The organism is Tolypothrix sp. FACHB-123 (assembly GCF_014697075.1).
Classification (GTDB): Bacteria; Cyanobacteriota; Cyanobacteriia; order Cyanobacteriales; family Nostocaceae; genus Aulosira.
This window is the reverse complement of record NZ_JACJRE010000002.1, coordinates 28,143-52,597: the sequence shown is the minus strand read 5'-3', so window position 1 is coordinate 52,597 and position 24,455 is coordinate 28,143. Positions and strand designations below refer to the sequence as shown.

At 39.4% G+C, this 24,455-nt stretch carries 20 protein-coding genes; 14 read left to right on the top strand and 6 right to left on the bottom strand.

The genetic code is table 11. The features are described 5' to 3' along the window. Positions 1 to 186: 186 nt before the first annotated feature. From H6G41_RS01585 to H6G41_RS01575, 3 genes are all read left to right on the top strand, one after another. A complete protein-coding gene (locus tag H6G41_RS01585) occupies positions 187 to 1,608 on the top strand; it encodes an NADP-dependent isocitrate dehydrogenase (protein WP_190742983.1) in 1,422 nt (473 codons plus the stop codon). Positions 1,609 to 1,803: 195 nt separating this feature from the next. Beyond that, a complete protein-coding gene (locus H6G41_RS01580) occupies positions 1,804 to 2,562 on the top strand; it encodes a superoxide dismutase (RefSeq protein WP_190743315.1) in 759 nt (252 codons plus the stop codon). A gap of 383 nt (positions 2,563 to 2,945) precedes the next feature. Beyond that, a complete protein-coding gene (locus H6G41_RS01575) occupies positions 2,946 to 4,886 on the top strand; it encodes a hypothetical protein (RefSeq protein ID WP_190742981.1) in 1,941 nt (646 codons plus the stop codon). 10 nt (positions 4,887 to 4,896) lie between these two features. Here the strand turns inward: H6G41_RS01575 and H6G41_RS01570 are convergent, their stop codons facing one another. After that, positions 4,897 to 7,170: an ATP-dependent RecD-like DNA helicase gene (locus H6G41_RS01570; protein ID WP_242037777.1), complete on the bottom strand. Its 2,274-nt coding sequence runs from the start codon at positions 7,168 to 7,170 to the stop codon at positions 4,897 to 4,899. Positions 7,171 to 7,230: 60 nt separating this feature from the next. Between H6G41_RS01570 and topA the strand changes: the two genes are divergently transcribed. From topA to H6G41_RS01535, 7 genes are all read left to right on the top strand, one after another. Continuing rightward, on the top strand, positions 7,231 to 9,390 hold the full coding sequence (gene topA, locus H6G41_RS01565) for a type I DNA topoisomerase (protein ID WP_190742979.1): 2,160 nt from the start codon (positions 7,231 to 7,233) through the stop codon (positions 9,388 to 9,390). 30 nt (positions 9,391 to 9,420) lie between these two features. Further along, entirely contained in the window at positions 9,421 to 9,627 is a 207-nt protein-coding gene (locus H6G41_RS01560; protein WP_190742977.1) for a hypothetical protein, read from the top strand. A 974-nt stretch (positions 9,628 to 10,601) separates the two neighbouring features. Beyond that, entirely contained in the window at positions 10,602 to 10,922 is a 321-nt protein-coding gene (locus H6G41_RS01555; RefSeq protein ID WP_190742975.1) for a hypothetical protein, read from the top strand. A 724-nt stretch (positions 10,923 to 11,646) separates the two neighbouring features. After that, the gene (locus H6G41_RS01550; RefSeq protein ID WP_190742973.1) at positions 11,647 to 11,934 is read left to right on the top strand and encodes a hypothetical protein; all 288 of its coding nucleotides are present in this window, start codon (positions 11,647 to 11,649) and stop codon (positions 11,932 to 11,934) included. 217 nt (positions 11,935 to 12,151) lie between these two features. Next, complete coding sequence (locus tag H6G41_RS01545; protein WP_190742971.1) at positions 12,152 to 12,385, top strand: hypothetical protein; 234 nt, start codon at positions 12,152 to 12,154, stop codon at positions 12,383 to 12,385. Between the two features lie 196 nt (positions 12,386 to 12,581). After that, positions 12,582 to 14,351 carry a GNAT family N-acetyltransferase gene (locus tag H6G41_RS01540; RefSeq protein WP_190742969.1) on the top strand — a complete coding sequence of 590 codons (1,770 nt, stop codon included), beginning with the start codon at positions 12,582 to 12,584 and terminating at the stop codon, positions 14,349 to 14,351. A 66-nt stretch (positions 14,352 to 14,417) separates the two neighbouring features. Continuing rightward, complete coding sequence (locus H6G41_RS01535) at positions 14,418 to 14,750, top strand: hypothetical protein (RefSeq protein ID WP_190742967.1); 333 nt, start codon at positions 14,418 to 14,420, stop codon at positions 14,748 to 14,750. Positions 14,751 to 14,945: 195 nt separating this feature from the next. Here the strand turns inward: H6G41_RS01535 and H6G41_RS01530 are convergent, their stop codons facing one another. Both H6G41_RS01530 and H6G41_RS01525 read right to left on the bottom strand, forming a co-directional pair. Further along, positions 14,946 to 16,268: a hypothetical protein gene (locus H6G41_RS01530; RefSeq protein ID WP_190742965.1), complete on the bottom strand. Its 1,323-nt coding sequence runs from the start codon at positions 16,266 to 16,268 to the stop codon at positions 14,946 to 14,948. A gap of 465 nt (positions 16,269 to 16,733) precedes the next feature. Further along, positions 16,734 to 17,753: an LD-carboxypeptidase gene (locus tag H6G41_RS01525; RefSeq protein ID WP_190742963.1), complete on the bottom strand. Its 1,020-nt coding sequence runs from the start codon at positions 17,751 to 17,753 to the stop codon at positions 16,734 to 16,736. Between the two features lie 183 nt (positions 17,754 to 17,936). On the opposite strand from H6G41_RS01525, the gene H6G41_RS01520 reads away from it, so the two are divergent. From H6G41_RS01520 to H6G41_RS01505, 4 genes are all read left to right on the top strand, one after another. Continuing rightward, positions 17,937 to 18,299 (top strand): Lin0512 family protein, encoded by a 363-nt coding sequence (locus tag H6G41_RS01520; RefSeq protein ID WP_190742961.1) that lies wholly within the window; start codon positions 17,937 to 17,939, stop codon positions 18,297 to 18,299. Between the two features lie 224 nt (positions 18,300 to 18,523). Beyond that, complete coding sequence (locus H6G41_RS01515) at positions 18,524 to 18,862, top strand: hypothetical protein (protein ID WP_190742959.1); 339 nt, start codon at positions 18,524 to 18,526, stop codon at positions 18,860 to 18,862. A gap of 279 nt (positions 18,863 to 19,141) precedes the next feature. After that, on the top strand, positions 19,142 to 20,326 hold the full coding sequence (locus tag H6G41_RS01510) for an AbrB family transcriptional regulator (RefSeq protein WP_190742957.1): 1,185 nt from the start codon (positions 19,142 to 19,144) through the stop codon (positions 20,324 to 20,326). A 3-nt stretch (positions 20,327 to 20,329) separates the two neighbouring features. Next, positions 20,330 to 20,647: a hypothetical protein gene (locus H6G41_RS01505; RefSeq protein ID WP_190742955.1), complete on the top strand. Its 318-nt coding sequence runs from the start codon at positions 20,330 to 20,332 to the stop codon at positions 20,645 to 20,647. Between the two features lie 64 nt (positions 20,648 to 20,711). Here H6G41_RS01505 and H6G41_RS01500 read toward each other — a convergent pair whose 3' ends face one another. The 3 genes from H6G41_RS01500 to H6G41_RS01490 form a co-directional block, all read right to left on the bottom strand. Next, on the bottom strand, positions 20,712 to 22,031 hold the full coding sequence (locus tag H6G41_RS01500) for a CO2 hydration protein (protein WP_190742953.1): 1,320 nt from the start codon (positions 22,029 to 22,031) through the stop codon (positions 20,712 to 20,714). Positions 22,032 to 22,079: 48 nt separating this feature from the next. Beyond that, entirely contained in the window at positions 22,080 to 22,679 is a 600-nt protein-coding gene (locus tag H6G41_RS01495; protein WP_190742951.1) for a CDP-alcohol phosphatidyltransferase family protein, read from the bottom strand. Between the two features lie 219 nt (positions 22,680 to 22,898). Further along, complete coding sequence (locus tag H6G41_RS01490) at positions 22,899 to 24,398, bottom strand: NADH-quinone oxidoreductase subunit M (protein WP_190742949.1); 1,500 nt, start codon at positions 24,396 to 24,398, stop codon at positions 22,899 to 22,901. Between the last annotated feature and the right edge of the window lie 57 nt (positions 24,399 to 24,455).

The following is a 24,455-nucleotide window of genomic DNA, read 5'->3' as shown; positions in this document are numbered from 1 at the left end:
TACTTGAAGTCCTATCAGGGGATAATCTGCGCTTCAATAGGTAGGGGCTAGTAGGGGCTAGGGACTAGAGGCTAGGGGCTAGGGGAGCAGGTGAGATGCCCCATGCCCATGCCCACTGCCCCATGCCCACTGCCCCATGCCCAATTCCCTAATCCCAACAGCCTATCAATCAGGAGTGTGTGAGTTATGTACGACAAGATTAAACCCCCTACAACTGGAACAAAAATTACCTTCAAGAATGGTGAACCGGTTGTGCCGGATAACCCCATTATCCCCTTTATTCGGGGCGATGGAACGGGTATAGATATTTGGCCGGCTGCCCAAAAAGTACTTGATGCGGCGGTAGCAAAAGCATATAACGGTAAGCGGCAAATTAGTTGGTTTAAGGTTTATGCTGGGGATGAAGCCTGTGAGTTATACGGCACATACCAGTATTTACCTCAGGATACCCTCACAGCAATTGAAGAATATGGTGTTGCTATCAAAGGCCCGTTAACCACTCCTGTGGGTGGTGGCATTCGTTCTTTGAATGTGGCACTCAGACAAATTTTTGACTTATATGCTTGCGTGCGTCCTTGCCGCTATTATGCAGGTACGCCCTCACCCCACAAAAACCCCGAAAAGCTTGATGTGATTGTGTATCGGGAAAATACAGAAGATATTTATTTGGGGATTGAGTGGCGACAAGGCAGCGAAATTGGCGATCGCTTAATTAAAATTCTCAATGAGGATCTTATCCCCGCTACCCCAGAACATGGGAAAAAGCAAATTCCCCTAGATTCTGGTATCGGCATTAAGCCCATCAGTAAAAAGGGTTCTCAGCGCTTAGTCCGCCGTGCTATCAAACATGCCTTGACATTGCCTAAACACAAGCAGCAAGTGACTTTGGTGCATAAGGGCAACATCATGAAGTACACCGAAGGCGCTTTCCGCGATTGGGGTTATGAACTCGCCACCAGCGAATTCCGTGCTGAATGCGTTACTGAACGGGAATCTTGGATTTTGAGCAACAAGGAGAAAAACCCCAATATTTCCTTAGAAGAAAACGCCCGTCAAGTAGATCCGGGATTTGATGGCTTAACTCCAGAGAAAAAAGCCCAAATTGTCAAGGAAGTAGAAACAGTTCTTAACGCAATTTGGGATAGCCACGGCAACGGTAAGTGGAAAAATAAAATCATGGTCAACGACCGGATTGCTGATAGCATTTTTCAACAAATCCAAACCAGACCTGACGAGTATTCAATTCTGGCAACAATGAACCTAAATGGCGATTACCTATCCGATGCGGCTGCGGCGATTGTTGGCGGCTTAGGCATGGGGCCAGGGGCGAATATCGGCGATGTTTGTGCAGTTTTTGAAGCTACCCACGGTACAGCACCCAAACACGCCGGCTTAGACCGGATTAATCCCGGTTCTGTAATTTTATCTGGCGTAATGATGCTGGAATATCTAGGTTGGCAAGAAGCCGCAGACTTAGTTAAGAAAGGTTTAGGAGATGCGATCGCTAATGGTCAAGTTACCTATGATCTAGCACGCTTGCTAGAACCACCCGTAGAACCCTTGAAATGTTCTGAATTCGCTGACGCGATTATTCAGCATTTTGGCTAGAGGTTAGGGGCTGTTAGGGGCTAGGGGCTAGGGATTAGGGACTACAGGAACAGATACTCAATGCCCAATGCCCAATGCCCAATGCCCCATGCCCCATGCCCCATACCCAATGCCCAAATTCCTAATTTTTTGCAGCCTGAATCACCGAAAATAAAAGCTATCGAGATATTTCCATTGATTGGCTGCAAATTTCTTATGACTATTAATCGACGCCATTTTTTGTTTTTACTCGCCGTAGGTACGGGTACTTTGGCTTTAGAAGGTTGCGCTTCAGCAGAGCAATCTCCTAGTGGTAGCCAAACAAGTCCCGAACCAAAACCAGATACCACCACAGGGGCAATTCAATTACCACCGCTACCCTATGCCTATGACGCATTAGAACCACATATTGATGCCAGAACAATGCAATTTCATCACGATAAGCATCATGCAGCTTATGTGAAAAATTTGAATGCTGCTTTAGAGAAATATCCACAGCTTAAAAGCAGAAGTGTTGAAGACTTGTTACGTCAACTCGATAGAGTACCCGAAGATATCCGCAAAACAGTACGCAATAATGGCGGTGGACATGTCAATCATTCAATGTTTTGGCAAATTATGAAACCCCAAGGTGGAGGGGAACCCACAGGTGCGATCGCATCTGCAATCAAGGAAAATTTTGGCAGTTTTGCTGATTTTAAAAAACAATTTAACGCAGCTGGTGCAGCCCAATTTGGCAGTGGTTGGGTTTGGCTAGTACGCAATAAAACTGGCAAGCTAGAAGTGACGACAACAGCTAACCAAGATACGCCTTTAAGCCAAGGACTATATCCCATTTTGGGTAATGATGTTTGGGAACATGCATATTATCTTAACTATCAAAATCGCCGGGCTGATTATTTAGAAGCTTGGTGGAATGTGTTAAATTGGGATGAAATTAATAAACGTTTTGCAGATGCAAGTAAGTTGGCTTAATCAACAATTAATCACAGACTTGCGTAAATAGTAAAAATCGCTCTAATTCATGGCTAAAGCGGAGATATTTGTTATTTAATAACGATTCTAGCTTGTTATCTTCGCTTTACTTCTCTTATTGATTTTATTGATTTTGGTGATTTTGTTGATTAATAAATTTTATAGCCGTAGCCAGACAGACTAGGACATCAAACTAAGATAAAAGCCTTTCAAGACTATCAACAGTCAACAGTCAACAGTCAACGGCTATAATTAATTTGCTTTGTTTTACTCAACACTCTTGTAAAGTATTGGACATCACTACAATATCCCCACTGGCTTGATAAATTGCTAATTGGACAACCATATCTCTGCAAATTTTATCCAAACAAGTAGCCTATCGCATGTCAATTTCTGAGCCAATTAAACAATTTAACCAATGGATACAAAGTTTTAACTATCAAATTTTAGAAAATGTAGATGATGTCAAAAATAGGTTTATCTTACCTATGTTTCAGTATCTTGGGTATCCGAACAAATGCCTTAAGAGTAAATTTACTGTGAGTAAGTATGCATCATCAATTAATAGCGCAAACTTAGAAATTAATAAAATTTACCTTCACTCAGATGTTATTGAATTAAATAATACAGATACTGCCATTGTAATTATTGATATTAAGAATCCAAGAGAAACTAATTTATCTCCTGCTATAGTGGAATCTAGTTTAGCCAGTATTTCTGTAAAACCGCTATTTTTGATCATTACCAATGGTTATGAAATTCAAGTTTTTCAATACTGGCGCTATCGTCCGCTACATTGTTTATTTGATATCACAGTTGAGACTTTAAAAAAACAAGAAATAGCAATAGATTTTTATCAAACTCTCAATTTTTTATATGTCAGTTCAATTAATAAAAATTTAGATAATTTATTTACATTTAAGCATCATAATTTGCTAGAAAAGCATCTCCGACGTTATGCATATTGGCAAGATTTATTAAATCAAACAGATTTTCAGCCAGAAATCACGCAAAAAGGTAATCAATTAATTGTAGTTAAACCTAAAGTAGCAATCAAATGTAATTTACCACAAGCATTTAGTGAAGGTGATTGTGAAATAGAATTTAGTAACATTATGTTTAGAGGCATAAAAATTAGTATTAACCATCGGCAGATATTAGATAATCTGATGATTGGATTAAATACTCAGCCTCATTGGCAATGTCGTCCTTTTATTAAACAAGTAGATAAAAATATATTTGAAGCTGTTTTAGGAGAAACTACAATAATTTTATCGGAATTAGAAACGATAGATTTGTGTTTATGTATTGATGAAATTTGCCAAGAATACAAAAAATCAATAATTGAGTTTGAAAATAACTTAGAAACTTGGGAATTTGAATTTATAGAAGTTGCAGGTATTCGTGGCTTTAAAATATGTGATGTAGAGCCAAAACTTTGGGAGCTAATGTATAAGTTTGCCCATGAATTTACTTACTACAAAGGTAAATCAGCATGGCATTTATTTAATCATGAGAATTTTTCAATTCGCCTAAGTCGGGGTATTCGCGATCATGTCTTGATTACACCAAAAGCTAGTAGTTATTGTTCTTTATTACCCTATACAAAAATCAGTATTATATATACAATAAATGCTATACATTTACAGCCTTTAGATAAAAAAGAACAAAATTATTGGCAACGAAATATAGGTACACAGGGAACATGGACGGCTAAATATACTAAAAAATGGTTATTAGAACAGTACATTCCTAAAGTTATTAATTATTATTCACAGCAGAATCAGTTTTCTATAAATGACATAGTATCAGCTATAAAAAAGTCTCAACCTGAGCGTTCTACTATTGTAGCAATTGATGATATTAAAAATCTCTTACCCTATTTAAAAGATATTCAATCATGGTTTAATTTATATAGAGAAAATATTGCTGCTACCATATTGCGCTTATATTATCGCACATTTACAGATTTAGTCCGTAATACTGACTCTAGTATCAATGGTATGGATTATCTTACTGCCAATTTACAGAGAATTGATTGGCAGAATTCACAAGGCTTAGTTGACAGTAGAATATCTCAATATAAAAAATTTTCTAGTTTTAAAAATGCGATAAATTGTTTGGATGAGCAAGTAACCAGAATCAATAATCATGATTATGAAAAAAGTTTAAATGCAGATTCAATCACGCGCATATTTATTTGGATTATCGAAAATGGCAAAATTAGCTATTCCCAACCACAGATGAATGCAGCGAAACAAGCATTGCTTCCTTTGTGGGAGGAATGTCGGTTTGAAATGCGTCATGTATTTTCTTATAAGTAGGTGGACGCATTCAAATTGATATTAGTTCCGCCTGAATTAGCCTATGCTGTAATTGGGTATAGCGCTGTTGTTTATCAGTAGAATTTATAGCTAAAGAAATCGCTTTTTTCGCACCAATAATAATCGCTAACTGTTTCGCACGAGTTAAACCTGTATAGATAAGATTACGACTCAACATAATATAATGTTGCATATAAATTGGCAAAATTACTACCGGATATTCAGAGCCTTGACTTTTATGAATTGTGGTAGCAAAAGCTAGGGATATTTCATTTAAATCAGCATAATCGTAAGTGACAATTCGCTCGCAATATTGAACATTCACTTCTTGTTCTACTGTATCAATGGCGGTAATTATCCCCAAATCGCCGTTGAATACTTCTCGCTGATAATCGTTTGTCTGCTGAATGACTCTATCACCTACCCGTAGCTTAATTCCACCTCTGGCGATTTCCACTTTCTCGGCGCTAGGAGGATTAATTAGTTCTTGCAAAACTTGGTTGAGGTTGCGAGTACCGACTAATCCCCGTGACATTGGACACAAGACTTGCACATCTGTGGCGGGATTAAAGCCTAAATTGGGAATTAAATCGGTAATTAATTCGCAAATTGCTTGTACTCCATGTTCTGGTTGATACCCACCACCATGCCATAAACAATCGGAAACGGGGCGATCGCATATCGGTTCAATTGTGGGATAATGACCGCGATTGATTTGATGGGCGGCGGTAACAATAGCGCTTTGTTGGGCTTGGCGGAAGACTTGAGTTAACCGGACTACAGGTACTCGTTGAGAATTAATCAAGTCAGCGAGAATGTTACCCGGCCCTACAGATGGTAACTGATCGATATCTCCGACTAATAATAGTTGAGCATTTTTAGCGTAGGCGTAGCCCGCCGCAGGCATCGCTTTCAGCAAGGAATTAGCCAAAAATAAATCCAACATACTCGCTTCATCAACAATAATTGCGGTTGCTGGTAAGGGATTTTCGCTGTCACGCTTAAAACCCATCGTTTTCGGGTCAAATTCCAATAACCGATGGATGGTTTTTGCTTCCAAGCCAGTCATTTCACTCAAACGTTGGGCGGCGCGTCCTGTAGGTGCGGCTAAAGCAATGGATTTACCCATCGCTTTCCACAGTGAAACAATAGCGTGGGTGGTGAATGTTTTCCCGACTCCCGGCCCCCCTGTCAAAATCATTACCGGAGAATAAGCCGCCATTTCTACAGCTTGTTGTTGCTGGGTGGAAAGTTCAATTTTTTGGCTAGCTGTGAAGCGTTCCAGCCAAGAACGGACGCGGGGAAAATCAGTAGCTACAGGTTGATTGAGGCGTTGCTGGATGAGTTGGGCTAGGTTTTGTTCTGTGTGGAAGAAAGCAGGTTTATAGCAGTTAACTATTTTATTGGCGCTACTTTCTCTGACTAATTCTTCCTTCAGCGCCATATCTCGAATAATTTGTATTAGCGCTGCTTCTGGGGGTTGATGAGTATCGGTAGTTAATAGGGGAATGACTTTTTCTACCAGTTCTCCTTGGGGTAAATAGCAATGTCCATCTTCTGCTGCTTCACTCAAAGCATGGATAATTCCCGCACGATATCTATATTCAGAATCGGGTGCTACGCCTATATTCCGGGCAATTTTATCAGCCGTGAGGAAACCAATACCATAGATATCGGTAGCTAATTGATAGGGGTTCTGAGTTACAATAGCGATCGCTTCATCCCCGTACTGCTTATAAATTTTTACTGCGTAGGTAGTAGAAACACTATGCCCCTGTAAAAACACCATCACCTCTTTGATAGCCTTTTGGGTTTCCCAGGCGGTTTTAATCATATTAATTCGCTTCTTGGCGATACCTTGCACCTCCACCAAGCGCTCAATTTGATTTTCAATAATTTCTAGAGTTTCCAGCCCAAAATGCGCCACTATCCGCTTGGCTGTTACCGGGCCGACACCTTTTATTAATCCGCTACCTAAATATTTTTCAATGCCGGTGAGACTGGCTGGCTTGGTTTCTTTGTAATTTGTTACCTGAAATTGCGCCCCGTATTGAGGATGGTCGCGCCAAAACCCGGTTAATTGCAGGGTTTGTCCTGGTTGAATATTCGCGAAACTACCAACTATTGTAGTTAAATCTTTTACCCCAATCCTGGTCAGCCGTGCCACTGTATACCCCGACTCCTCAGAATAGAAAGTCAAGCGTTCGACTACTCCGGTAATAGTTTCCTGCTGTTCTAGGGTGGACATTGCTTGCTGATTCAGAATAGGAGAATTATAGTACATTTATACTAAATATATGATAAAAAGTTGTATCTGTTATACAGCATCTTAAAAGCGGGTGCTATGCCTAAACGCCTTTTAGTAGTCGAATCTCCCGGTAAAGTCAAAAAACTCAGTGAAATTCTCGGTGCTGAGTGGATTGTGCGCGCCAGTTGCGGACATATTCGCGAACTCAGCGACCAAGGTGAAGATGCGCTGGGATTTAGTATGGATGGGAGTCACGTACAATGTAACTATGTCCCCCGTGACCAACGTTCTAAAGAAACTATTCAGCAATTAAAGACTGTAGCCAAACAAGTCAGTGAAGTGATTTTAGCTACAGATCCCGACAGAGAAGGGGAAACCATCGCTTGGCATTTGAAAGAAGTGCTAGGTTTAAGGGAAGCCAAGCGCGTAGTCTATACAGAAATTACCGCCTCGGCGGTGCGCAGTGCGATCGCAAATCCGCGCAAACTTGACTTAAATTTAGTTGGTGCGGGTTTGTGTCGAGATTGTTTAGATAAATTAGTCGGTTATAAAGGAAGTCCCCTAGTTTGGGCGTTAAATAATGGTGCTAAAAGTGTGGGCAGAGTTCAAAGTGCCACATTACACCTAATATGTCAGCGAGAACGCGAGATTCAATCCTTTGTACCCCAAGATTACTGGAGTGTCTGGGTAGATTATGCAGAGGGGTTTCGGGCGTTTTATCTGGGAACAGCGAATGCACCCCAAGAAACCCAGCAGGAAACAGAGGTACATGATGATACCAAGATTAATAATCAAACAACACCGGAATCAACGCGGGTACTTTCCGAAGCTGAAGCTAACCGCTTAGTCGAAGAAGCAAAACGCCATCCCCACCAAGTTGTGCAATATGAGGGGAAAATCAATAACCGCCAACCACCACCAGCATTTATCACTTCTACTCTGCAACAAGCTGCGGGTTCGCGGTTGCGATTTACGCCAGAAAAAACCATGCAGGTGGCGCAAAAGCTGTATGAAGCTGGGTTAATTACCTATATGCGCACAGATTCGGTGATGTTAAGTCCGGAATTTTGTGAAAGTGCGCGCCAGTGGTTAGAACAAAACGATCCGCAGAATGTCCCCCAGCGTACTGCTAGACATCGTAGCAGTAAAACTGCTCAAGAAGCTCATGAAGCGATTCGCCCTACTGATGTCTTTCGTCCCTCCGCAGAGTTACGGGTGCAATTGCCTGCTGACGAGTTTAACTTATATGTTTTAATCTGGAAAAGAGCGATCGCATCTCAATGTCGCCCAGCGCAATTGCGCAAAACCAAAGTTATTACAAAATCAGGGGATATTTTCTGGCAAGCTAGAGGGCAAGTAGTCGAATTTTTAGGCTATGCGCGCTACTGGCCGAATTTGGGTAAGGATACCATTTTACCAGCCTTGCAACAGGGACAAATGCTAACTTTAGCCGATGCCGGTCACGAGAAAAAGCAAACCCAACCACCACCACGCTACAGCGAACCCAAATTAGTGCAATTAATGGAGCGTAAAGGCATAGGTCGTCCTAGTACCTATTCTCCCACCATTGCCACATTGAAAAAGCGAGATTATATCCAAGTCACAAAAGAAATTATTCAGCCAACAGCATTAGGGTTAGAAGTTGACGTTTTCTTACAAAAAGCCCTACCCGATTTACTTGAGGCAGAATTTACTGCGAAAATGGAAGATGCCTTAGATGCGATCGCATCAGGAAAACAACCTTGGCAGCAATATCTCACCAGTTGGAATCAAAATTATTTTGCACCAGCCTTAGCCAAAGCCAAAACTGTAGCTGTAAATTCCGGGAATGGAACGAAAACGGCTGCTGTTGCTGAACGCAAATTTGAAACTTCGAGAACTCGTTGCCCGCATTGCAATAATTGTCTCGCCAAAATTCCCAGCAGTAAAGTTAAAAAGAAATATTTCCTAAAATGTCAAAGTGGCTGTGAAAATGTAGTCTTATTTTGGAACGAGTTTAACAAAGCTTGGGAAGCACCGCGCAACCAAGAAACAGCAACCAAGCAAGAAAAGCCTCCCAGCAAAATTACCACATACCCTTGTCCAGTATGTAAAAAGTGTTTAGAGGAATATAGCTACACCAAAGATGGACAGCCTAAAACCATGCTGCGGTGTTCTCAACCCCAGTCACGCCAAGACAAAAAACACAAAGATGTCGCTTACTTCCATACCCAAAAAGGCTGGTGGAGTCCCAAATACGGCGAATTGAAATTGTAAATGGGGTATGGGGCATGGGAAAAACCACCAATGCCCAATGACGCCAGTTGGGATGGGATGAGCTTAAACTTTTTAGCCCACGCAGGTGGGCTTTGTTTTTATAGCCTCAGGCTAAAGCCTGAAGGCTTTCTGGAAACATGCCCAATACCCAATGCCCAATGCCCCATACCCGTAATAATTACTAGAAAGCAGTTTATTCTTGAAAAGAATACTGATAAACATACCTCTGGCAAATAATGTGCTTTTAAAGACTTAGTCGTTGTTACTCAGGGAAAATTTTTTTTATTTATACACGAAAAAGCGCTTGAGAGTTTTGCTCACCCAAGCGCCCCTTCGTATAACTCTATACCAATCCACTTGTTTGATGCAACATCTGAAACCCGCAATAACCCCTGAAGGAGGAGCATTACGAAGATAATCGGTGACAAACATGTTGTGAAGTGGTATCACTCCTTGCACTAACTAAGAATATCTCCTCTAGCAGAATTGCAGTAATGTGGTGAGTGACACTTTATCAACTGACACTAGTTACAATCGACTCATCCTAGGTAGTGTTTACTAAGACCCAGTAGACCGTGAGCTACCTTGGGTATACAGTATAAAAAAATGGCTCATGCAGCGATCGCAAGTAGGCAGCAAGTAGGCGATCGTTTCAGATATTGCTAATAAGCGGTTAATTGATGCACCTTTATATTTTCCAAAAATCAGCCAAAATGGCTCCAAATCTCTTATGAGATTGGGTAGAATTTCCACATGATTTGAATAGAAAAAGATACATCTGTTGACAGTAAATCTTCCAGAAATCTCTCTAAATGGGCTTTAAATTTTTCTCTCAAGACGGCATAAATCATCTATGTGAGTAGCAAAGTTTTTTAACTTGAATCTGCTTTGTTAAATAACCAATTTGTGCTGATACTAGCGGCGTTCAAATATCAGCCATCAAAATCCAGCAAGCTTGATATGTCTTAGTTTTCAGCTAATTGAAAGCTAGGATAAGCCTATTTAGTTTCTCTAAAGCTAGGTACAGTTTTATGATTTCTTCTCTGTTACCTAACTAAGCATATAATTTCAAAAATAAAAATTGATTGATAAATTATTTTGTGCATTTATCATCAATCGGTTTACATAACTCACTAATACCAAATTTATAAGTCTTAAAGTCAGAATTCATATAAATGCTCAATAACGCATAAATTGGAGAATTCAAGAGCATGAAAATTTACGATTTAGACTACTTGGATACTATTTCTGACGATGTCGCTGTATTTGGAGGTAGTGAAATTAATGTCAATTTGGCTAGAAGCTCTCAGATTGGTAACCATGCTCTAAGTTTGAGTAAATATAATAGAGCTAATACTGTTAGCTTCAACACAGGAATTGTCAAATCAATGTTGACACAAAGGCTAAATTTTATTAATAATCTATCTAAAGATAGACCATCTTTGGTTAGAGGCATTAATAAAATAATCAAAGCTGGAGTGTCAATGTTCAAACCTAATTTGGTGGTTACAAAAATAATATCGCTAAGGTAAAACCTTCAAAAGGTGCGATAAGACTCTGTTCTAACGCACCTCCTGTCACATCAGCAGTGCTAACTTATAAATATGGAAAGTTTTTCCAATATTAAGCCAAAATGGCGACTCATATTTAATGGTATGCGTTAAAATCCCTTCAGGAAGCGTAGACAGAAATCTATAATTTTTTATTACTATAAATCAGGTGTCCGAGTAGCGGTATAACAATACTGTTATCTAGGATTATCTGTACCTCACTACATTGCAATCTCCGGTAAGTACCAAAGAAACTCTATATATACATCAATTTATATACTTCTTATTTAACGACTTTGAGGAATAGCACCCAGTTTATTAGATCAAGCTGGGTGTGTTTCTTATTTCAGTTACTTAGTAGTGATGATGAAAAGATGAATCTGGTTTTCTCATCCTTACTGCATCTAGTCGTCTAGTTTGAATATAACTATTTACGCTCACTTTTGGCGCAGCAATGGGTGATATTATAGCTAACTCATCAGATAAATACCTTATTTATAAGGTAAGGAAATCCTTCCTTTATATTAACGTCCAAGAGTTAGAAAGATTATTGTGAATAAACTGATTTCCCGGAAAAATAATTTCTCAGCCATATTGGCTAGAAAGTTGCAAATCCAAGCCAAATTGGCTACACAAGCAAAATTTACTTAGCTATATTGATATCAACAACTCAAACAGAGTTGATGGGAAACAAAAGGAGAAAAAAATGATTATTTCTGATTTAAACTACTTGGAAGCTGTTGAAGGATCTGATGTTGCTGGTGGTAGAGGCAAAGGTAAAAAAGTTGAATTCAAGAAAAGAATTGATGTAAAAATCGACTACGACGCAAATATTGACGTTAAAGTTAAGCCCGAAATTAAAGGCAATACTGCTACTGGCTACGGTGAAGCAAACGCTAAAGGTAGACATACCTTCACTGATATTGAGCTATTATTGTCTGCTGACAAATACTCTTCTAGCTCTACAGTTAGTGGTGTTGCTATATCTGCATAGAAGGCTTTAGAGATTAGTTAATTTATAGATTGCCAAAGGCTTAAACAAAAGTCTTTGGTGATATCATAATCTTTTACTTTTCACAAGAAATTTGTTTAACATTAGTTATTCCAAATTTCTTGTGAAATATCTAATTGAAAGGTCAAAAATTTACATTTGTAAAATCAAGTTATGATGCTTGTCAGTTAACTAAAATTTAATAATTGGTATTAAAATTATGACTCATTACAAAGTCGTGGCTAAACGTATTGTCTCACCCGATGGTAAAGTTATTGCAGAAGCAAAAAGTGTAGTTGAAACATCAAGTGAAGGTGAGACAGATCAAAGCGTGTTTGTAAACATTTCATCTGAAAATAGTAGCAGCAGTTATGTGAGAGCTACTTCCAGAAGTTCTAGTAGCTCTAGTAGTTCTTCAATCTCAAGTTGTAGTTCATCAATTAGTCAAGAATAGCTAGAGTATAGTCAAATAGTTCGACTTAAATACTGACGATAACAAATTTAAAAAACTGCGTACTTTTTAAGTATCTCAATTTAAATAATTTTTGCGGAACAGCAATAAATTTTAGAGGGCACAACATTTTTCTGTCCTTATCATCTGTTGCCTTATTTTTTTAATTTGTATTAGCAACTAACTCGAATAAAATGAGATGCTAATTGACGTAATTGATGATTTTGAAATATTTCAAGATATAAAGAAAGATTGGGATTGTGTCTATCAGGCTGACTCTCAGGCTCAGTTCTTTTTATCTTGGATTTGGTTTTCTGGATGGTTAGAAATGCTAACACAACCTTGGTTAATATTAGCTGCCAAACCAGAGATTCCAGGTGCATCATATGTGGCATTTTTTCCGTTAAAACTTGTACTAATCCAGAAGGATGAAGGTGAGTTTGATACTGAACTCTGGATGGCTGGAAGTAGCATGGCAGATTACACGGGATTTATTTGCTTACCAGGCTATGAAGAAGAAGTAATTCCTGCTTTTTCTGCTTACATTCAACAGCATTTAGTATGGTCTAATTTCAATCTCCAAAATATTTTAGAAACAGATACAAGAATGCTTCTCCTATTGAGGAGTTTTTCTGGCGAAAATTTGCGGTTTATTAATCGCCACATTGAGCAAGAGGAAGATAATATCGATAATCATATTGCTCCTTATGTTTCTTTAACAGATGACTGGGAGCAATATTTACAAAACCAGGTTAGTGCAAATACTCGCCAAAAAATTAGACGTTTGTTGAGACAAGTTGAAAACTCAGATGAGTTTTATATTACTCACGTTAATGCAGAAAATGTGGAGTCTCATATTGAGATCCTACTCAAATTCTGGAAGTTGAAATGGAGCGAAAAAAAAGGCGATCAATGCGAAGTAATCATAGCTTTTGTTCGCGCTATTTTATTGCATTGTTTTGAAAATAACTGCCTGTATTTACCAGTTCTTTGGGAAGGAAATCGGCCTTTAGGAGCGATCGCGAATTTGGTTGATGTGACGCAAAAGTCTATGCTGTTTTACATTACCGGGCGCGATGAAACTGTAAAAAATCTGCCTCCTGGGCTTATACTGCACGCGCACGCCATCCGCTATGCTATTCAAAATGGCTTTAAAATTTATGATTTTTTAAGGGGGAATGAGCAATATAAGTATTATTTTGGTGCGAAAGAGCGCCGGATTCAGTACTTCATCGCTCAATATCAAGATTGTCAAGAGAACAAGCTAGATGTGAGAACTCTTGCTGCGGCGTTTGAGCTAACGGTTGAGAAGCATCGAGCAAATGAATTTAGTGTAGCTGAGCAAGGATACCGTCAGATTTTAGCCACACAATCAAATCACCCAGAAGCACTGTATGGACTGGGGGTATTGATGAGACAAAAAGGTGAATATCACACTGCGGAAAATCTTCTAAAAAGTCTGCTAGAGGTACAGCCAAATTCTATTAAAGCTTTATTTGGCTTAGGGAATTTATATCAAACTCAAGGTGAGTTATCGAAAGCGATCACAGCTTATAATCAAGTCTTAACTCTACAGCCAGATGCGATCGCGGCCTACAATAACCTTGGTTACAGTCTACAACAGCAAGGCCAATGGGAAGATGCGATCGCCTGCTATGAAAAAGCTCTGAAACTAAAGCCTGATTGCATTGAAGCTGAAATTAACTTAGCCAATGCACTTTATGCTCAAGGAAAACTTTCAAAAGACAAACATGCTCATTATGCAGCAATGAATTATGATTTAGCGACTAAATGTCAAGAATTGGGTGATATCAAAACTGCTATAGTCTACTATCAACAGTCTATTGCTATGAACCCAAATTTGGCAGAAGCTCAATCTAATTTGAATAATTTGGCTTTGGTACTGCAAGCACAAACTCTACATGAAACCGCTAGTACTTGCGATCAAAAAGCCCTCAGTCTTACCTAGTTTATAGGTAATTAACTTCCCACATCAAGGAAGTCCATCCTGAAAAACATTTGCCAAAAGGTAACTATGCTTGATATCAAAGACTTGTCTTATTTAGAAAACATTTCCGCTACCGAGTTGATTGTCGGTGGTGCTGTATTAGCTATAACTCCTGTAGCCTTCGCAGAAGGAGATGATACTTACACTTCTGCTAATACTAATATTAATATTAAAAACAAAGGTAAAGTTACAAAAGCAAAGGGTACAGGAACGGCTTTGGCGATTGGCACTAAATCTCTAGCTGATGTTTATGTAAGTTATGAAGGTTGGGATAAAGTCAAGGTAAAAACTCGCTCCAAGACAGGCAAAAACTCTGACTATGAAACTGTTAAGGTAATAGCATTAGACTTACCTAACTAACTTCTGTTTTTTGGACATTGATTGTTGACTGTTGACTATTGATTAGTGCATTGCTAGTTTCCATTATTGTGCAAACTGGCGTTGTTTTGTCGCCAAGCGCCGCACTAAATTCCAGAATAGGGTGCGTTATCACGAAGTGATAACGCACCCTAAACATACTGGCTATTTACTCATTTGCAAAAATTGAATGAGACATTAAGCTATCTTTAATTCATTGTAAGTGTAACTGCCATTAGCAAAGTTAAATTGCTCAAATTCAGTAGTAATCATAGTAATGCCGTCTAGCTTAAAACTTACACTATTATTATTGCTGGCACCAAAACTAATTTGAAAATCATCTTTTTCGTAGGAACCAAAGCTAATGGTATCTAAATCCCTACCACCATAAACTTTAGCTTCACCAAAACCTTGAATAAAGTCATTACCGTCTCCCAAGTGGATGTTAACACCACCTCCAAAACTAGAAGCGATGACTCGATCGTTTCCCCTGGCTGTAGAAATAGTGCCACCAAAAATGCCGTAAGCCTCAGAGCCAGTCGCTATGGCTTCTATGGTATCGTGTCCATTGCCAGTATCAATACTGCCTCTAGTGTTATTAATAGCGATCGCTATATCATCAGCAGAAGCACGCGCTTTGATGGTATCGTTTCCACTTCCAGTACTAATTAAGCCTCTGGTGTTGTCAATGGCGATCGCCTTGTCAACAGCCGCAGCAGTAGCATCAGCTATAGCCAATGCCAAAGCTTGATTATCACGATTGGCACTAGCAAAAGCAGAAATTTCTGCAAGGCTGAAGTTATTAGAACTAGAAGTAGCACTAGCATTGAGAGTATCACTACCCTTGCTAGTGGCAATTATGCCGCTAATATTCTTAATGCCGGTAGCTATGATGCTGGCTTTCGCTATACTGCTAGCGATCGCGCCAGAAAAAGCTGTTAAGCCTTCAGACATAGGAGCTTTGCAGATAGCTTCAACAATGGCTACAGCATCAACTTTTGCAGTAGCTTCCGCAGATATAGCACCTTCAGTATCGCCAACAACGGAGTCACTACCATTACCAGTATAAAGTATGCCTCTAGAGTTATCAATGCCGTCAGCAATAGCTTTGACGTTAACTTCAGCAAAAGCTTTAGCGATCGCCACAGCATCTGTTTTTTGGGAAATAGTTATAGCGTCAGATACTGTTTTTGCACTCACACTAATGTCAGCGATTGCTCTTCCCCTAACTCTATCATCTCCATTATTTGTATTGATAATTCCTTCGTTTTTAATCCCATAGGTAATAACAGTAGCTTGATTTTTTAATTGAGCCGAAGTAATTGCACTACCATTTTTAGCTAGAGATATGGCATAGGCTTCTAAAGCAAAATCTCCATTTACCTTGGAAGTACCAATAATTTGATCGTTACCTCTCAATGTATCTATATAGGAGAATCGGGGATTGAATATTTCCTTACCTGGCTCGACTAAATCAGCTTTATGGGTAAATTTGAATTGGTTTAAGTTAAAGGCTGTCATCACATCCTCCTTTTCATCTTTTGTGAGGGCAAATGATAAGTACTACTGGGCAATTAATTGCACATTTAGTCATAAACTGAAAACTTCACCTCTTTGTATCAAAACCTGAATTTAGGTCAATATAGGCAACACAAAATTAGGGGTTTGAGAATCTTCAAAAACTTCTCACCCGCCAAAAATTGTTATAAAGCAGCTGGTATAAAAAGTGAGTTTAAATCAGTTTTGCTAGATAATTTATTTGCACAAGTACTTATGGGAAAGCAATATTTAATCCTTTCCTAATAAAAAGGATAATTCATATCTCCATAGTTCCCAGCCAAAATGGCTAGTTTTTTTGATTTATGAGGAAAAATTAAGAAAACAGTGGTAAATTAGGAATTTTTCGGCTTAAATATGAAGTTTTGATGAATTTACGATTACTATTTATAATCTAATCTTATCTTTTATCTAGAAGAGTGATTAATATTAATTAACAGCTGGCTCTAACATCTTAATCGTGCCAGCATCAGCATTGATCTCCACATCCACACCCAATGGCAGGGTAAATTTATCTTTAATATGACCGATCGCCGCACCATACCAGGCGGGAATACCTAAGGGGAGAATGCAATCTTGTAATACTTGCATTAAAGTAAAATTCGGTTCATCGCCTAAACTACAATTGGTACATTGCCCAAAAATCAAGCCAGCAAGGCGATGTAGAATACCTGCATTTTTTAACTGAGTGAGCATTCGGTCTACACGATAGACATCCTCACCGATTTCTTCCAAAAATAGAATAGTTTGATTCCACGCAGGGAGATAAGGCGAACCTACCATCGCCGCTAGTACCGATAAATTGCCACCCACCAGTTTACCTTTAGCTTTCCCTGGGGCGATGGGTAAGAATTGCACTTCACTATTGGTAGGGTTTTGCATGGTTACAGTTTCCCCTGTAAATAGGATGCGCTGAAAGTAATCTAGGGTAAACTGATTCCACCTAGAAATAGCAACTGGGCCGTGAAAAGTAACTATGCGGCTGCGAGCGTTAATAGCTAACAATAAAGAAGTAATATCACTGTACCCAATCAAGATTTTGGGGTGGGTGCGGATGTTTGAATAGTTCAGTAAAGGTAGAATGCGATTACAACCCCAGCCACCGCGCATAGTAATAATCGCTTTCACAGATTTATCGGCAAACATGTTATTTAAATCAGAAGCGCGATCGCTATCTTTCCCAGCTAAATAACCATAACGATCTAAAATATGTTTGCCTAACTTGACTTTTAAACCTAAATCTGCAAAGTTGCGTCTTGCTGTTTCCACATCTTCAGCATCCACGATACCCGCAGGTGCAATCAAGCCTACAGTATCACCTCTTTGCAAGCGTGGCGGCTTGAGGGTAACTTGGGGAGATAGTTTACCTTGAGCAGTTAACGGTTGTAACTGAGTCGCTAAAGTAGCAAGTCCAAAGTTTGTCAGGAATTTACGGCGATTGATAGGCATTGGGCATTGGGCATTGGGCATCATGGGGCATGGGCATTGGGCACTTGTACTGAGCGAAGTCGTACCCTACGCGAAGCGTCTCGCAGAGAAGTATTGGGCATAGTAGGGAAGCACTGCTTTGCCCTTGCTTTGCCTTTAGTTTATTTACCTGCAATATACTGTAAATGAGCTTGGGAAATATCTATGGTCAAAAAACGCTTGATAATTGAAATGGGAATGGGAATTGACCAACATGGACAAGAACCAACAGTAGCAGCAGCCAGGGCGGTAAGAAATGCGATCGCACATAATGCTTTACCTGGTGTTTGGGAAGTAGCAGGTTTAACCGATCCTAATGAGATGATTGTGGAAGTGCAAGTAGCAGTACCATACCCAGAACAAGTCAATCAAGAGGAAGTATTAGCTGTACTCCCCTTTGGGCGCAAATCTCTGACTGTCGAATCTGGCGGGATGGTAGTGCAAGGAAGAGCAATTCCCTCTCTCAATGATAAAAATGATGAAATGTTGATAGCAGTTGCGGCTGTTACCGTTTTCATTGACAACTAAATAACTGTGGCATGAGATAGCAGATTTAGCCAAGCTCAGTACGGGCATGGCACTGCCATGTCCTCTAGAATATATTGATGTGTCGCTCTTTACTTTTATCTTTTTACTACTTGTACAGCCTAAACCATTTGCCTGAGTGACTTTAGGTTAAAATGAGGAAATTGGGATAAAAATCTCTGGCAGTAAGTTCAACCAATGACCCATCTTCACCACTCCAGTGACCAATGTCTCAACAGCATAATGAATCACCCCAAATTCAGCAAATAATAGGACTGAAACCAAACCATTTTGCTGATTTAATTAGAACTGCACAATTAATTTTTGACCCCGCAGCCGGACTTTCTGGTAGAAATGTAAAAGTTGACTGGCGCGATTTTGGTATTCCGCTTGATGTAGCGGAAAATCTTAAATCTTTGGGAGAAGAGTATCGCTATGCATCTCCCCATATTCCTGTGGAAAATATTTGGAGCAAATTGACACCAGAAACTCGAATTTGGTTTATGGAACACAAAGATGAGTTATGGCAATTTGAAGAAGTTTTCCCAGCGCTTGATGAAGACTAATCCAACAAATACGCCCTGATAGCTGAAATAATCAACAATTAGACTCTGGACAAAAATACAGTTTATCGGTAGGGTCATAACTTATGTTGTGTCCCTACTATAATATTGTCGTCTACGAAAATTTTTGAGAAATTCTTGGTAATAATGCGTAAGTTAGATTCACTATATATACATTCTTCATCATTAATCGGAGAATTTAAATTTATATCCTGTCTGGGGTATTGCGCGATCGCATTAGCTTATGTGCATAGTTAAACTAATGAAAAAAGCGCTATATCAATGAATAATAGCTTGAGCCTTATTCCCATTGTAGAACAATCTACTGCTGAAAATTCTCCCCTTACTCCTCAAAATTCATTTATCAAGCAAGTAGCTATACTTTGCGTAGAAATGCTACTAGCTTTACCTTTTTGTTTATGTTTAACCAGATTCCAAATTGGTGGAATTGCTTGGATATTTGGGGGGATTGCTGCTGGTACTGTAGTGTTGCAGGGATGCCGCATTTTCTATCAATATTCTCCCAAACCTAACCGCAACGCCAGAAAAGTGGGCATGGCATTGGTAGGATTAACAGTCGGAGCCTCAACTACCCATAGCGATTTAACTAGTGTAGTTTCTGGTATTCCGATTTTTATTTTATTAACATTTTTTTTGTTACTTTGTGGTATTGGTATTGGCTACATTTATTCCCGCTTGAGTCAGACTAATTTGTTAACAGCCATGCTAGCCACAGTTCCTGGTGGTGTGGGACTAATGGCGTCTATTGCTGCTGATTATGGCAAAAATGTTACCCTAGTTGCCTTAGTTCAAGCTTTGCGCGTTACATCTGTAGTTTTGCTGATTCCTTTTATTGCAAAAAATACAGTTAGCAATGTATGGAATAACCAAACAATCTCTATTCAAAGTAGTTTGTTTAGTGTCGATACCTCTCAATTAGGATTACTTTTGTTAGCACTGGGGATAATCGGATTAGTTGTTTACTTAGCAATAACATTTAACATACCCGCAGGAGATTTTTTTGGCGCTTTATTAATTGGTATAGGATTTAATCCCGTACTAAATTTCCTACCTTTTTTCCATGATATTGACTTTACCCCACCATCATTAGTAAAAATAGTTGGTCAAATACTATTAGGAATTACCATTGGTGAATATTGGGGAGAAAAACCCAGCTTTAAAAAACGTACTATAGTTTATGCTGTAATTTCTGTACTGATGACTTTAATTGCTGGCGCAATCGCGGCTATATTAGCTATGCAATTAACTTCTTGGGATTGGTTAACTTGTTTATTGGTAACAGCACCAGGAGGTTCAGCAGAAATGATTCTCATCTCTCTGGTATTAAATCATAATGTAGAGGTTGTCACCACAGGTCATTTAATCAGATTAATTGCCATTAATAGTTCTCTACCAATTTGGTTATTTTTGTTTCGTCATCTTGATGGGCAATTATCTCTAAAGTAGGTTATGTTGTCGCGCAGCGCAACGCACCGACAAAATGCAGAAGCACAGCTTGCGCGAAACACGGAAACGTTAACCCTGAAGTTGATTCAGACTACGCGAAACACGGAAACGTTAACCCTGAAGTTGATTCAAGGAACCCTGAAGTTAATTCAGACTACGCGAAACACGGAAACGTTAACCCTGAAGTTGATTTCGGGAACCCTGAAGTTGATTCAGACTACGCGAAACACGGAAACGTTAACCCTGAAGTTAATTCCAGGAACCCTGAAGTTGATTCCGAAAACCTTGAATCACCATTGGCAAAAATATAAGGTGCGTTAGCCTACGGCGTAACACACCCTACCAAAAAATTACGAATTACGAATTACGAATTACGAATTACGAATTACCTGTAATCTTGACTTTGAATACTCTGTAATCGCGCAGCATCTCGCATATTGTAATCAGCACGAGTAAAGCGATTTAACTGGGCTTCAAAGAATTCCCGGTTTGCTTGTAAATGCTTAGGATTGGGATCATCTAAAGGATATAACAGTGCAGTGCGTAATGCTTGAATTACCGCAGAAGTTACATTATACATTGACCGTTGGAAACTAATTCCTAACTGAATCAACATATCTTCTTCGCCACGACAATGTTTTTTGTAATAATCAAGCAGATATTGAGGCAAGAAGTGTAACATATCTTGCATCAATAATGTGGGTGGAATACCTGCTGTACCTACAGGGAAGACATCAGCGTAGAGAATGCCATAGTGGAAATCTTTTTGATCATCAGGTACTTGACCTGCTTGCGCATTATAAGATTTTGTGCCTCTAAAAGGTGCGGTGCGGTAGAAAACAGCTTCTACATAAGGTAATGCAGCTTCGTATAACCAGGTGAAACCCTTAGATTTGGGAATGATTTCATAGCATTCGCCATCTATATATACATGATGATAAATCGGACGACCTGCGATCGCAAAAATTCCATTTACCAAAAAGTTCATTGCATCGGGGACACCTTTAAACCCGCCTTCGTCGTAGATATCCGACATTTCAAAGAACACAGGTGCCATGACTTCCCAGAATAAGCCTAAGTTAGCATAGTAAGACATCTGGCGGCACTGTTCAATGAACATATCCGGGAACAGCTTGTGCAGCCCCAACATTACCGGGTTACCTTTAAAGTAAGCTTTAATTGCCCTATCGGCGTTAGCTTTATATTCTTCCGAATCCAGGTAAGCGTCAAACTGGTTTACTGGTGCGTACATCTGACGATGCCAAAGCATAGCCCGCATACAAGCTTCAGCAAACTCCATATTAATGCGATCGTGGAATAAATGGTGAAATAATCTGGGCATTTTCCCAGTTTCACCTTTTTCAATAAATGCTAATAACTCAGGATGGGCTGTAGCTTGTCCCCGCCAAATTCTTAAATCGGCATCATCACCAGCATAATGATTATGTCTGTCTAAATACTCTTTTGGTAAGAAGTATTTAAAGAAAGGAAAGGGATTTAAAAATTCTTGTTCCGCAATATAAAGTAAATCCCGCCAGTAAAAATCCATCGGCACTGCATAAGCTTTATACAAACCGATAATTTGCATCAAGTTTTCTGGCGTATCAGGTAACATTGAACCGCCAGCTTCTAAACGATGAATTACTTCCGCAAATTCATGGCGAGAAGGAGGTAATTTAGTAGCTTTATCAAAAGTTGCTGTCATATTTAAATCTCGTGAGGGTTGTTATTTTTTATTAGTCATCTGTGATGACTATGATGCAATTTCGTCTTTTTGTATTAATAATTGTTCGCGTATCTTTAGGGCGTGAAAAATGCTTAAAACATCGTGTGTCCACACTGGCAGAATCATTGTCATGGCTATTTCTTCGATACTGTAGACTAAACCAGCAATACAAGTTAGCCAAAGAGAAATTCCTGCATAATTAAAGCCAAATAGAGAAATAATCGCAATCGCCAGAGTGATACCCCAAAATTTAGCCGAATAGGTGTGATAGCTAGCAGGTTTACCATATTTCACTAAATTCACTATCCACCATACCAACTGGGCAAAAACTACTGTGAGTAAAGGGATTTGATAAGCAATTAAAACTTCTTGATGTACTAACCAAGCACTCACAAATATGCAACTAAAAAGACAAACATCAGCCCAACTATCAGCTTGTCTTAATTCGGCAGTACTAACACCAAGTCTCCGGGCAATTATGCCATCAAAAATATCCGAAAGGAATGCGGCTATAAAACCAACAATGAACCAAATACTAGTTTTACCATCAACAGCATCCCAGAGGAGGAAGGGAGAAATTAAAAAGCGAAATCCTACTAAAGCACTGGGAATTAATTTTAAATTCATCCTTCCTCCTAATCTTGGTGCATAACTCCTGATAGCAATCCTCAATCATTTGATAAAATTCTCTCTTTTCTCTGTGTCACGCCAGTTTCTACAACGGGGGAAACCCCCGCAACACACTGGCTCCTCTGCGTTTCTGTGGTTCATTTATCAAAATAAATCTCACGCATTCGACACAGTTGTTCCCGCAGGGTAGACGCAAAGACGCAAATCAGATAAGAGTTATGGTTTCAAAGCAATTTCCGAGTTGACAGTTTTTTCCATCGCCGGAATTGCAGCTACCATTGCTGTAGTTGTGGGTTCACTCCAACGCACTAACCAAGTAGGTTGAACTCCCAAAAAGATGATTAAAACTGCCAAAATTAACGCAGGAGTCTTCTCAAACCATTGCACTTTGGGATAGTAGGCTAAGTTGTCGAGTCTACCAAAACAGGTGCGGTTAAGCAGGATGACAAAATAAACTGCTGTTAAACCACTAGCAACTACACACAAGATTGTGGGGATAGGAAACGCCGAGAAACTTCCTTGGAAAACTATAAATTCAGCCACGAAACCTGTTAAACCGGGAATACCAGCGCTCGCCATTCCGCTTAATACCAGCAAAGCACTAATTAAAGGTAAACCCCGAATCGGACTCATTAAACCATTGAGTTTATCTAACTCGCGAGTTCCAACTTTAGTTTCTACAACTCCCACCAAATGGAACAAGATAGCAAGAATTAAACCGTGGCTAAACATTTGAGCGACAGCACCAACCAGCGCTAGAGCATTACTAGCAGCACCAGCCAGCAAAATATAACCCATGTGACCGATGGAACTGTATGCTACCATGCGCTTGATATCTTTTTGCGCGATCGCTACTACAGCCCCATATATTGCACTCACCGCACCCCAAATTGCCAATGTCGGTGCGAAAATACTCCAAGCTTGGGGAAACATCCCCATACCAAATCGTAACAATCCGTAGGTTCCCAGTTTAGCTAACACGCCACCCAAAAGAATCGCAATTGGCGCAGAAGCTTCAACATAAGCATCAGGTAACCAAGTATGGAAGGGAACCAAGGGAATTTTGATCCCAAAACCTAAGACTATTCCTGCTAAGAGAATGATTTGCAACCCAGCAGATAAAGTTTGGGTAGAAACTGCATCAAAGGCGAAACTAGTAGAACCTGTTAGCCACACAGTACCCAAGAATGTTGCTAAGATTAAAGCCCCAGAAACAGCAGTATAAATCAGGAATTTGATACCAGCATAACCGCGTTTTTCCCCTCCCCAAATGGAAATTAGTAAATAGAAGGGAATTAATTCTAGTTCGTAGAACAGGAAGAAAAGCAGTAAATTCTCTGCTAAAAATGCCCCTGCTACCCCACCACTGACTAATAAAATTAGGGAGTAAAAAAGCCTTGGTCTTTGAGTGTCTTTGCTGCTGCTGTAAATCGCAATCCAGGTGAGGAGGCTATTTAACACCAACATTAATATAGATAGCCCATCAACGCCTAATTGATAGCTCAAACCGAGAGTTTCATTCCAAGGAATATTCTCTTGAAACTGCATCCCTGGATTGCTGATATCAAATTTGAAGAGAATAAAAATATTCCAGAGCAATACAATAGCAGCAAAGTATAATGCACTTAACCGCACAGTATTGGTAGGCAAATTTTTAGGTATTACCGCTATAATAGCTGCTGCTAAAATCGGGAGCCAAATCAGAACACTTAACATGGCAATTTGGGTAAATTAGTAAAAAGAAGAAGTTCTTAAATATGTGAATGGTCAAAA

Coding starts and splice junctions, on each gene's coding strand:
- H6G41_RS01530 (WP_190742965.1), bottom strand. CDS start 16,268: ATGACAGCCTTTAACTTAAACCAATTCAAATTTACCCATAAAGCTGAT.
- H6G41_RS01545 (WP_190742971.1), top strand. CDS start 12,152: ATGACTCATTACAAAGTCGTGGCTAAACGTATTGTCTCACCCGATGGT.
- H6G41_RS01560 (WP_190742977.1), top strand. CDS start 9,421: ATGCCCAATGACGCCAGTTGGGATGGGATGAGCTTAAACTTTTTAGCC.
- H6G41_RS01525 (WP_190742963.1), bottom strand. CDS start 17,753: ATGCCTATCAATCGCCGTAAATTCCTGACAAACTTTGGACTTGCTACT.
- H6G41_RS01500 (WP_190742953.1), bottom strand. CDS start 22,031: ATGACAGCAACTTTTGATAAAGCTACTAAATTACCTCCTTCTCGCCAT.
- H6G41_RS01575 (WP_190742981.1), top strand. CDS start 2,946: ATGTCAATTTCTGAGCCAATTAAACAATTTAACCAATGGATACAAAGT.
- H6G41_RS01515 (WP_190742959.1), top strand. CDS start 18,524: ATGTCTCAACAGCATAATGAATCACCCCAAATTCAGCAAATAATAGGA.
- H6G41_RS01570 (WP_242037777.1), bottom strand. CDS start 7,170: ATGTACTATAATTCTCCTATTCTGAATCAGCAAGCAATGTCCACCCTA.
- H6G41_RS01550 (WP_190742973.1), top strand. CDS start 11,647: ATGATTATTTCTGATTTAAACTACTTGGAAGCTGTTGAAGGATCTGAT.
- H6G41_RS01490 (WP_190742949.1), bottom strand. CDS start 24,398: ATGTTAAGTGTTCTGATTTGGCTCCCGATTTTAGCAGCAGCTATTATA.
- H6G41_RS01540 (WP_190742969.1), top strand. CDS start 12,582: ATGCTAATTGACGTAATTGATGATTTTGAAATATTTCAAGATATAAAG.
- H6G41_RS01495 (WP_190742951.1), bottom strand. CDS start 22,679: ATGAATTTAAAATTAATTCCCAGTGCTTTAGTAGGATTTCGCTTTTTA.
- H6G41_RS01510 (WP_190742957.1), top strand. CDS start 19,142: ATGAATAATAGCTTGAGCCTTATTCCCATTGTAGAACAATCTACTGCT.
- H6G41_RS01585 (WP_190742983.1), top strand. CDS start 187: ATGTACGACAAGATTAAACCCCCTACAACTGGAACAAAAATTACCTTC.
- topA (WP_190742979.1), top strand. CDS start 7,231: ATGCCTAAACGCCTTTTAGTAGTCGAATCTCCCGGTAAAGTCAAAAAA.
- H6G41_RS01555 (WP_190742975.1), top strand. CDS start 10,602: ATGAAAATTTACGATTTAGACTACTTGGATACTATTTCTGACGATGTC.
- H6G41_RS01520 (WP_190742961.1), top strand. CDS start 17,937: ATGGTCAAAAAACGCTTGATAATTGAAATGGGAATGGGAATTGACCAA.
- H6G41_RS01535 (WP_190742967.1), top strand. CDS start 14,418: ATGCTTGATATCAAAGACTTGTCTTATTTAGAAAACATTTCCGCTACC.
- H6G41_RS01505 (WP_190742955.1), top strand. CDS start 20,330: ATGTTGTCGCGCAGCGCAACGCACCGACAAAATGCAGAAGCACAGCTT.
- H6G41_RS01580 (WP_190743315.1), top strand. CDS start 1,804: ATGACTATTAATCGACGCCATTTTTTGTTTTTACTCGCCGTAGGTACG.